Source organism: Prevotella sp. P3-122 (assembly GCF_002251365.1).
In the GTDB taxonomy this organism is placed as follows: Bacteria; Bacteroidota; Bacteroidia; order Bacteroidales; family Bacteroidaceae; genus Prevotella.
On the sequence record NZ_NPJH01000017.1, the window covers coordinates 1 to 9984 of the forward strand.

General features: G+C 46.6%; 9 protein-coding genes. 2 read left to right on the plus strand and 7 right to left on the minus strand.

Annotation, left to right across the window (positions count from 1 at the left end; all coding sequences use genetic code 11):
* Window positions 1-136 precede the first annotated feature (136 nt).
* Window positions 137-355 carry a hypothetical protein gene (locus CIL02_RS03380; RefSeq protein ID WP_094399079.1) on the minus strand — a complete coding sequence of 73 codons (219 nt, stop codon included), beginning with the start codon at window positions 353-355 and terminating at the stop codon, window positions 137-139.
* 134 nt (window positions 356-489) lie between these two features.
* Between CIL02_RS03380 and greA the strand changes: the two genes are divergently transcribed.
* Window positions 490-951, plus strand: coding sequence for a transcription elongation factor GreA (gene greA / locus CIL02_RS03385; RefSeq protein WP_094399080.1), 462 nt, complete (start codon window positions 490-492; stop codon window positions 949-951).
* A 238-nt stretch (window positions 952-1189) separates the two neighbouring features.
* Here greA and CIL02_RS03390 read toward each other — a convergent pair whose 3' ends face one another.
* The 3 genes from CIL02_RS03390 to CIL02_RS03400 are packed head-to-tail and all read right to left on the minus strand — an operon-like array spanning window position 1190 to window position 5881.
* On the minus strand, window positions 1190-2590 hold the full coding sequence (locus CIL02_RS03390) for a glycoside hydrolase family 57 protein (RefSeq protein ID WP_094399081.1): 1401 nt from the start codon (window positions 2588-2590) through the stop codon (window positions 1190-1192).
* 60 nt (window positions 2591-2650) lie between these two features.
* Window positions 2651-3919 (minus strand): glycosyltransferase family 4 protein, encoded by a 1269-nt coding sequence (locus CIL02_RS03395; protein ID WP_094399082.1) that lies wholly within the window; start codon window positions 3917-3919, stop codon window positions 2651-2653.
* An 18-nt stretch (window positions 3920-3937) separates the two neighbouring features.
* Window positions 3938-5881 carry a glycogen debranching enzyme N-terminal domain-containing protein gene (locus tag CIL02_RS03400; protein WP_170935001.1) on the minus strand — a complete coding sequence of 648 codons (1944 nt, stop codon included), beginning with the start codon at window positions 5879-5881 and terminating at the stop codon, window positions 3938-3940.
* Window positions 5882-6119: 238 nt separating this feature from the next.
* On the opposite strand from CIL02_RS03400, the gene CIL02_RS03405 reads away from it, so the two are divergent.
* Window positions 6120-6806, plus strand: a complete 687-nt coding sequence (locus tag CIL02_RS03405) for a Crp/Fnr family transcriptional regulator (RefSeq protein ID WP_094399084.1) — start codon at window positions 6120-6122, stop codon at window positions 6804-6806.
* Here CIL02_RS03405 and CIL02_RS03410 read toward each other — a convergent pair.
* The 3 genes from CIL02_RS03410 to gap all read right to left on the minus strand — a co-directional run bounded on the left by CIL02_RS03410 (window position 6781) and on the right by gap (window position 9887).
* Complete coding sequence (locus CIL02_RS03410) at window positions 6781-7734, minus strand: diacylglycerol kinase family protein (RefSeq protein ID WP_094399085.1); 954 nt, start codon at window positions 7732-7734, stop codon at window positions 6781-6783. The two genes, CIL02_RS03405 and CIL02_RS03410, sit on opposite strands and share 26 nt — an antisense overlap.
* 3 nt (window positions 7735-7737) lie before the next feature.
* Window positions 7738-8709 (minus strand): tRNA (adenosine(37)-N6)-dimethylallyltransferase MiaA, encoded by a 972-nt coding sequence (gene miaA, locus CIL02_RS03415; protein ID WP_094399086.1) that lies wholly within the window; start codon window positions 8707-8709, stop codon window positions 7738-7740.
* Between the two features lie 152 nt (window positions 8710-8861).
* Entirely contained in the window at window positions 8862-9887 is a 1026-nt protein-coding gene (gap, locus tag CIL02_RS03420) for a type I glyceraldehyde-3-phosphate dehydrogenase (RefSeq protein WP_094399087.1), read from the minus strand.
* Window positions 9888-9984 lie beyond the last annotated feature (97 nt).

The window sequence follows — 9984 nt, forward strand, 5'->3', positions numbered from 1 at the left end:
GGCCACCAAAGACGAAGCTAAGAAGATTCAACGTCAGATAGACATTGCATAATCATTAATAGTATCAAAAAAAGGCTGTTCCAGCAATCCGGAACAGCCTTTTTTATATATTGACCTTAATCCAAATATTCCTTTATCAGCGTGCATTGGTGAGAACAACCTTCTTTCCGTTGACAATATGTATACACTTGCCAGGAGCCTTGACCTCCCTACCCTGCAAGTCGTAAACCTTATTGTTGTTTCTTAAAGTCTCGATATCACCTTCCTGTGCTGCGGCATTGAAGGTCAGCGTAGCATTTCCGTTAACAGCAAAAGCCGGTGTCGTAATCTCTCCGTTGTTCTTCTTGGTAGACAACAAAAAAAACTGTGATTACGAGACCGTAATACAATCAAAATAATTACCTTTGCAGCGGATTTGGGAACCACAGCAAACACCTTTCCACACCCATTACAACTTACAACAAGGAATTAATAGAACCAACCGATTATATGGAATATATATCACAAGAATGCTACGACAAGCTCATGGAAGAGCTGCGCTACATGGAAAGCGTCGAATTGCCACGTGTGCGCGATGCCATAGCTGAGGCGCGCGACAAAGGCGACCTTAGCGAGAACTATGAGTATCGCGCGGCAAAGCGCGAGCAGGCACGTTTGCTTGGCAGGATACGCTACAAGCAGAGGGTACTGGAATTTGCAAGAGTCATTGACAAGTCAAAAATTCATAGTGACACCGTAGGCCTGCTATGCAAGGTCACTATAACCAATATCGGCAACGGCAAGCAGATGACATACACGCTTACAAGCACATCGGAGGCCAACCTCCGCGAGGGCAAGCTGTCCATAAAATCACCCATCGCCCAAGCTCTGTTAAACAAGAAGGTTGGTGACATGGTAGAAGTTCGGGTACCAGCCGGCAAACTTACACTTAGAGTGGACAATATAGAATAGAGATATACGCAATGCATTGCATCCGCCCACACAATGCATTGCAACTATTCCAGCAAACGTTTGCGTGAAAAGGCGCCTTCATTTAGGACCCCTTCCCCATGTTTTTTCCACTGAGCCCCTGATTAGGGATTATCGTTATCTACTCCTTTGTATATCGTTGATAAGAAAAAGGCTAAGGAATGCGTACATTCCTTAGCCAATGCTTATGAAAGGTCGGATAAGACCAAATTATATAAAATTACTTCTTGTCCTCAGTCGCTTTCTTGGTAGTTCTCTTGGCAGCAGGCTTCTTTGCAGGCTTGGGCTCCTCACCCATTTTGGCGCGGAGTTTAGCTTCTTCCTTCTCCATCTTCTCAACCTTTGCCTGAAGGCGTATGATTTCCTTCTCCTTCATCTCAATCTCGTCACCTTGATTCTTAATGGTGGTAAGAAGAGAGTCGAGCTGGTCGTTGTCGATATCCTCCGGATAGAGGTTGTTGACACGTGTGATAAAGTCGCCAAGGATATTCATATAGTTAGTGAAGGCATCGAACGGGCTGCTATAGATACCGCGGTCCAGACCAACATTAGACGGTTTGGTGGTCATGAAGCGGAAGTTGTTGCTTGCCTGCAGATAGTCCCAGTCCTGATTGATGCGTGAGTCGTTGGCGATACGTACTCGGTCAGCGATGCTGTAGAGTTTCTCGAAAGCCTCACGCTGCATGGGGTTACCGAGCCAGCAGCTAACGTCGCGCTCCTCGTCAACCCAAGAAAGCGTATCTGGAACATCGAGAGCTCCAACGCTATTGGTACTGTTGAAGATTTCTGTAGGAGTAGCGAACGCTATGTCCTTCATCTTTGCGCATACAGGCAGGGCACGTAGGAAGTCGAGGATGTTACTTGACAGTGGCTGTGCGATGCCAAGAGCAGAGAGTTCCATGAAGATGTTGATGTTCTGCTCTTCGTCAGGCAATGCTGCAATGTTGTTGATATAGTTGTCAGCAAAGAGAGGATAGCCTGGCCAGTCGCTGTTGTTGAAGCGCAGTGAGATGTCGTCGCTGAGGTTAACGTCACGCAGCAATAGTTTGAGGTTTGGAGCCAGTGCGCAGTTGTAGACATAGTGAGGTGACTTCCATCCGAGCACATGCTTCGCACCCTCAGTAAGCATACCGACAAATCCCATCTGTGCGGCCTGCAAGCCGATGTCATCACTATATATGAGTGATGAATTGCGAAGCACCTTCGGTTCCTTGCCGAAATACTCCTGCATCTTCTTACACTGCTTCTTAACGTCGGCAGCAAAGCTTTCCTCATTCTTAAGTGCGGACAGTCCGTGTGAATAAGGCTCCGCAAGGAATTCCACGCATCCTGTAGCGTTAAGCTCCTGAAGTTTCTCCAGCACCTGTGGTGCATGCAGCTCAAGCTGCTCGATACCCACACCTGATAGCGAGAAGGCAACCTTGAAGTAGTCGCCATTCTCCTTGATCATTTCAAGAAGGGTGTTCAGCGCGGGCATGTACGAACGCTCGGCGATGTCTGTGATGCTACGCTCGTTCTCGTAGTCATCATAGTAATAATGGTCTGTACCGATGTCGAAGAAACGGTAGCGTTTGAGATGTATTATCTGATGTATCTCGAAATATAAGCAAATAGTCTTCATATCGTTTACGTTTTAAGACGATTTATTATAAAAAAATGTTGTTATAACCCATCAGGGGACTTATCTCCATCCGAGCGTTCTCTCATAGAGTTCCTTTATCCATGCGCCGACCTTCTCCCATGTAATCTGGTCAACCTCGCGTTTACCCTCTTCCTTGAGATATTGGAACAGGCTCTCGTTATGGCATATAGAATAGATGGCATCGGCCAGTGCGTGGATATCCCAATAGTCAACCTTTATACAGTTGGTGAGGATTTCGGCGCAACCACTCTGCTTGGATATGATAGACGGGGTGCCGCACTGCATAGCCTCAAGCGGTGAGATACCAAATGGCTCGCTGACTGACGGCATGACATATACGTCGGATGCCTTCAGGCATTCGTACACCTGCTTTCCACGCATAAATCCTGGGAAGTGGAACTTGTCGGCTATGCCCCTTTCGGCAGCAAGATAAATCATTTGATCCATCATATCACCAGAACCTGCCATACAGAAGCGGACGTTGCGTGTACGGTGGAGCACCATATTGGCAGCCTCGACAAAGTATTCCGGTCCCTTCTGCATAGTGAGTCGCCCAAGGAAGGTAACTACTTTCTCCTTGCCCGTATGGTCGGGACGCGGTATGTCCTGCAGCTCCTGACGGAGTGGGTATACAGCATTGTGTACCGTGAAGCACTTGCGTGGATCCTGATGATACTGATTGATGACAGTCTGACGTGTAAGCTCAGATACACACATGATGCAGTCTGCATTGTCCATACCATTCTTCTCGATGCCATAAACTGTTGGGTTAACCTTACCACGGCTGCGGTCGAAGTCTGTAGCATGAACGTGTATGCACAGAGGCTTGCCCGTTACATTCTTGGCATGGATGCCAGCAGGGAATGTCAGCCAGTCGTGTGCGTGGATGATGTCGAAGTCAAGAGTACGTGCCACCACACCTGCAATAATGGAGTAGTTGTTAATTTCCTCGTGCAGGTTGGTAGGATATCCACCGGCAAAGTCCATACAGCCGATGTCGTTAACATTCATGTAGTTGAAATCCGCATAGATATGGTCGCGCATACTATAGTACAGTTCCGGCTCCATGATATGACCTACGCGGTTCTTCACATAGTCATAGTCAACGTCACGATAGGCAATAGGCACACAGTTCATGCCGACAATCTTGGCAAAAGTCCTGTCCTCGTCGCCCCAAGGTTTAGGAAGGCATAGGGTGATATCCATGTCGGGTTGTGCATGGAGACCTTCAGCGATACCGAAATTAGCAGTGGCCAGACCACCATATACGTGAGGAGGATACTCCCATCCAAACATTAAAACTTTCATTTGCTGTTCCTCCTATATTTAATATTTATAATTCTCCAACAATTCCAATGTTCTGAGAATCTCTGCCACATTCATAGCGAATGACATTGCTCCTCTTCCATGGAAAGGCGGATTGCCATCAAAGAGTTCGGGTATAGTACCGAGGCAGTGGTATGCCATCTCGTCCTCGTAGCCCACCATTTGACGCTCGATGAAACTCAGTCGTGTCCTCTTGTATAGCTTGAGGAGTGCTTCCATATAGAATCCGCCCAGCCATGGCCATGCCGTACCCTGATGGTATGCATAGTCGCGCTGTGTCTGCGGACCTGTATACATAGGATTATATCCGCCACTCTTTGGTGAGAGCGAGCGCAATCCCTTAGGAGTGAGGAGCTCTCGTGTACAGTAGTCTACTACACTCTTTTTCTGTGCCTGGTCGAGTGGTGAATAATCGAAGGCCGCAGCGAAAATCATATTCGGACGTACACTCCAGTCGCGCGGGTTCTCATCAACATAGTCGAAGAGGTAGCCATGCTCGTTGAGGAATGTGTCTACGAACGATTTCTGGCATACAGCAGCCCTTTCATTAAGTTGCTCTGCAAGTGCCTTGTCTCCGTCAAGCTCAGCAATGGATTGAGCAAAGCAGAGGGCATTGTACCATAGGGCATTGAACTCAACGATATAGCCTGTACGTGGCACTACGGGATAACCATTGGCTGTGGAGTTCATCCATGTAACGGCCTTGTCCTTACCGTTGCTGTATAGCAGTCCGTTGTCTCTTAGCTGCAAGTTATTGTGTTTGCCGCTCTCAATGAACTTAACTATATCCTTAACGAGTTGTCCGTACATGTCGCGGCACTTCTCCAGTCCAGCCTCCTTGGCGTATTGCTGTATGGCCCATATAGCCCACAGCAGCACATCGGGCTGCTCTATCTCAGCAATCTGTACAGTGAGCGGCTTTCCTGCCATGAACTCGCGGAGTCCTTTCTCGGCAGTCTTCATCACAAGCTCGAAATAGTCTTGCTCCTCAATGGAGAGAGTAAGACCCGGCAGAGAGATGAATGTATCCCTTGCTCTGCACTTAAACCACGGATAACCAGCCAACAGGTAGCGATCATCATTCTTCTTACGGATGTGGAACTGATGAGCAGCATTGACGAGGCAATGGAAGAAGTTGTCACGTGGATTTCTTTCGGCAACCTCCTCATCGAACAGTTTCTTCAGCACGCTTGGCTTGATAGATGATACAGCTGCAGAGAATACGATGCTCTCTCCTTTCTTGATAGGCATCTCGAAGTAGCCAGGAACATAGAGGTCCTCTGTCGATGCGTATCCCCTCTCCTGCTCCTTAGGATATTCAACCCCGCGGTACCAGTCTGGCTGGAATACGAACTCATTCTTCTTACTGAACTGCATGTATAGGTCAGGATAACCTGCATACATGCAAGTCTTGATACCGTTGTCCACCTCGGAGTAGTCGCGAGATGCGACAGTGTTCTCATGTGTGAACTGCCTTACGCTTCTGAAGGCAAGGAAAGGACGGAACCGCAATGTAGTAGCCGAGTGGGCCTCGACGAGAGTGTAACGAATGAGGAGCCTGTCCTCGTAATGCTGGAAGACAACCTCTTTCTTCAGAAGAACACCTCCTACACGATAGATTGTTGTGGGAACTTTGTCACAGTCAAACTCACGAATGTACTTGTGACCCTTAGGACTAAAGTTGTTGCCCTGATACTTGTGAAGACCGAGGTTGAATTCTGCTCCATGCTGTATGACCGTCACATCGAGTGAGGACAGCAGAACGTGGTTCTCGTCATCAATTTCGGGAACGGGCACGACCAGCAATCCATGATACTTCCTCGTATTGCAGTCTACGATAGTAGAACAGGAATAGGCTCCCGAACGGTTTGTACGCAACAACTCTTTCGGCAGCGAATCTTCCAAGTTAGTCATTAGAGCTTTTTCAAATCTAAGATAACTCATAGTTCTATTAAGGTTAGTTATTATAATGTTGATTAATCAATTGTCAGGTTATGCTAACGGGACAACCGTATGCTTTTGTCTCCAAAGTTAGCAAAAAAACAACATACTCCAAAAATATTTCGGAATTTTTTTTTTGTTTTCGTAATTTCATGTTCAAGAACACAAAAAAAAGACTATTTACCCATATTGTTGGCAAAAAAGTTGTACCTTTGCATTAACGTAAAGAGGACTTTTTAAAATGCAACATCAAGTAATCGCCGAACTTATTTTGTCGACATGGCCTGACCTCACGGAGGAGCAGTTGCAATTAATAATAGACAACATCAACGTCAAGGAAATTAAGAAAAACTGCGTTGTCTACGACGCAGGTGACCTTCCAGAGCAACTGGCCTTTATCATAGAGGGTAAGGTAAAAATCTATAAGAACACTCCTGGCAACAGATGCCAGATACTTCGCATTGCCAAGAAGGGTGACTTCTTCGGCTATCGTGCCCATCTGGTCGGTGAGCACCACAGTTCGTCAGCCTCAGCTTTCGAAAACTGCACACTTGCCCTCATTCCCTTGCACGTGCTTGACAGGCTCATCCGAGAGAACTATAACGTAACGATGTATATAATAAAGGTGTTGGCACGCCAGCTTGGAAAATCAGATCAGCGCACGATAGATCTCACCCAGAAACATCTGCGTGGGCGTCTTGCCGAATGCCTGCTACTGCTAAAGGAACGATATGGTGTAGGCGAGGACGGATGTACCATCAGCATAAGCCTCACCCGCGAGGACTTGGCCAACATGTCGAACATGACAACAAGCAACGCCATACGCACACTATCCAACTTCTCCGCAACAAATCTCATTGCTACGGACGGACGAAATATAAAACTGCTGAACGAGGACGAGCTTAGAAGGATTTCCAAGTTGGGATAATGAGATTTATCACCTCCTGCTCAACGGTGATGCGGAAGGGACCCTTTGGAGTATTCATTAGACGACCGTCAATACCCACCATTGCATTTTGGGTATTCTCGAAAAGCACTTCTCTGGTACGGTAGGGATGCACACTCTTATGATTAAGAAACTTTCCACGCAAGAAGAGATATATACCCTCGAAGAGTTGCATTACCTCTGGATGGTACACCACCGATACATCAAGCATACCATTGTACGGCACGGCGTTAGGGGTCTGGCCGTAGCCAAGGCTATTACCTACGCAAACTGTCATGACCTTACGTTTTATGACATCAGAGTTAAGCTTTATGCTCATCTTGTACTCCATTCTCTGGAAAAGTAGCAACAGGAATGAGAACACGAATGACAATGTTCTTGACCCAAAGAAATGGTGTGTCTTCCGCCTAAGGTTCATGATGGCAGCAATAAACCCTACATTGATACAATTTAGGAAATACCTGTGGCAAGCCTCCCCTCTTTTGTTGGTATATCTAATACAGCCGAGATCTATTTTCCTAATCCTACGCTGCCTTATCCACTCAATAATCTTGGAGTACTCACCCTCCTTAATGTTCCAGAAGTGGGCAAAGTCGTTCATTAGTCCGTTAGGTATCACAGCCAAGGCAATCTGTTCCCTTACCTCACGGTCAGCCTGCATCAGACAGTTTACGGTATCGTTGAGTGCAGAGTCGCCACCAATAATGACTATAGTGCGGTAACCGTTGTTAACCATCATCTTAACCAACCTCTCCACACTTCCTACATTCTCACTCTGTACATAATCATATACTACGCCCTGCTCTTTAAGACACTTTTCTATCTTGGTCCAGCGCTTAGCAGGAGACACGAGCATATCTCCCTTTGGGCAGTAGACTATTCCCCATCTTTCTGTTACGTCCTTCACCATATTTTATCCTCCGTATTGCTCATAAAGTTTTAGTATAGTATCAATTTTGGTTTCTATTGGCATACCAACGTCTATCCAGTGTATGCGAGTTCCCCTACGCTCCATTCCCCTGAACCATGTCATCTGCCGTTTGGCAAACTGGTGTATGGCTATCTCGAGGGTGCGGAACATCTCGTCAAACGACAGCTTTCCGATGACAAACTCCGTTACATATTTATATTCCAGACCATAATATATCAGGTCCTCAGCCTTTACGCCCTGATCTATGAGTTTTCTGATTTCATCAACCATGCCACCATCAAGGCGTTGTCTAAGCCTGTACGAGATTTTCTCCCTGCGTACCTCCCTGTCAATGCTCACCCCCACCACAAGCGAGTCATGCTGCGGCAACAGTCTCTGGGGTTGTGGATTGTCCAGATTGTATTTCTCTATTTCTATAGCCCTAATGGCTCTTTGCGCAGTGTCCACATCAGTGGTGTTGTGCATGGAAGTGCCATTTTTGGCTTTAAGTTCATCGAGCATCACCGTCAGCTCCTCAAGGCTTTTCCCCTCAAGTTCAGCCCTAAGAGCTTCATTTTGTGGTACGGGCGACAAGGCATAGCCTTTCAGCACAGCCTCAATATATAGTCCAGTTCCACCACAGAGAATGGGCAGGGCACCACGTGACAGAATTTCATCATATGCCGTCTGGAAATCCTGCTGATACCTAAAAAGGTTGTACTTGGTTCCAGGCTCTGCAATGTCTATGAGATGGTAAGGAACGCTTACCATTGTATTCGTGCCGGGCAATGAAACGTTATAGTCGTCAAGGTCTTTCCCTGTTCCAATGTCCATACCTCTATATACCTGTCGGGAGTCGCCGGACAGTATCTCGGCAGCAGTACCTTTGGAAATAAGAGCGGCTGCAAGATGTGCGGCAAGACTGGTCTTCCCCGATGCGGTGGGTCCGATAATGGTAATCATTTTCTGGTTCATCTTTGCAAAGATAATTATTATTTTGCAAATATTCAGTTTTTTCCCCCTTTTTCTTCATTTACATTCGGTATAAAGTAAAAAAGGGCACACGAAACATATTCGTGTGCCCTTTGTATAATGTATCAGATTACGATTCGATACAGTGTCTACTCTTAGAGTTCAGCAAGATACTTGATAGTGCGAACCATCTGAGAAGTGTAAGAGTTCTCGTTGTCATACCAAGAAACAACCTGTACCTGATATGTATCGTCGTCTATCTTGGCTACCATGGTCTGTGTGGCGTCGAAGAGTGAGCCATACTTCATACCGATGATATCAGAAGAAACGATCTGATCCTCTGTATAGCCGAAAGACTCTGTACCAGCAGCCTTCATAGCAGCGTTGATGCCCTCAACGGTAACATCCTTGCCCTTTACAACAGCTACGAGGATAGTTGTAGAACCTGTAGGAGTAGGAACGCGCTGTGCAGAACCGATAAGTTTGCCGTTGAGCTCAGGTATTACGAGACCGATAGCCTTTGCAGCACCTGTAGAGTTAGGCACGATGTTCTGAGCACCTGCACGTGAGCGACGGAGGTCACCCTTGCGCTGAGGACCGTCAAGAATCATCTGGTCGCCAGTGTAAGCGTGGATTGTAGACATGATACCAGACTGGATTGGAGCATAAGCGTGAAGAGCGGCAGCCATAGGAGCAAGACAGTTAGTTGTGCAAGAAGCAGCAGAGATAACTGTATCCTCAGGTGTCAGAGTCTTATGGTTTACATTGTAAACGATTGTTGGGAGATCCTTTCCAGCAGGAGCTGAGATAACAACCTTTCTTGCACCAGCTGTGATGTGTGCAGAAGCCTTCTCCTTAGAAGTATAGAAGCCTGTGCACTCAAGAACTACGTCTACACCAAGCTCACCCCAAGGCAGTTCAGCTGCATTAGGCTTAGCGTAAATGGTAATTTCCTTACCGTCAACGATGATAGAGTTGTCAGTAGCCTCTACGGTGTGCTTGTTCTCACCGAACTTGCCAGCGAAACCACCCTGAGCAGTGTCATACTTAAGAAGGTGAGCGAGCATCTTTGGAGATGTAAGGTCGTTGATGGCAACTACCTCATAACCTTCTGCCTCAAACATCTGACGGAAAGCCAGACGACCGATACGGCCAAAACCGTTAATAGCAATCTTAATCATTTTGTGTTACTTTAATATTAAGTTAAAAATACAATTTATCTGTCTGTAGCATCCTTTATAATAAGGTATGACATGTTTTTTGGAAGAAATACGCCTT

Bases quoted from the DNA above. Each gene is read 5' to 3' on its own strand.
- miaA (WP_094399086.1), bottom strand. From the start codon at position 8,709: ATGAACCAGAAAATGATTACCATTATCGGACCCACCGCATCGGGGAAG.
- CIL02_RS03405 (WP_094399084.1), top strand. From the start codon at position 6,120: ATGCAACATCAAGTAATCGCCGAACTTATTTTGTCGACATGGCCTGAC.
- gap (WP_094399087.1), bottom strand. From the start codon at position 9,887: ATGATTAAGATTGCTATTAACGGTTTTGGCCGTATCGGTCGTCTGGCT.
- greA (WP_094399080.1), top strand. From the start codon at position 490: ATGGAATATATATCACAAGAATGCTACGACAAGCTCATGGAAGAGCTG.
- CIL02_RS03395 (WP_094399082.1), bottom strand. From the start codon at position 3,919: ATGAAAGTTTTAATGTTTGGATGGGAGTATCCTCCTCACGTATATGGT.
- CIL02_RS03400 (WP_170935001.1), bottom strand. From the start codon at position 5,881: ATGAGTTATCTTAGATTTGAAAAAGCTCTAATGACTAACTTGGAAGAT.
- CIL02_RS03390 (WP_094399081.1), bottom strand. From the start codon at position 2,590: ATGAAGACTATTTGCTTATATTTCGAGATACATCAGATAATACATCTC.
- CIL02_RS03410 (WP_094399085.1), bottom strand. From the start codon at position 7,734: ATGGTGAAGGACGTAACAGAAAGATGGGGAATAGTCTACTGCCCAAAG.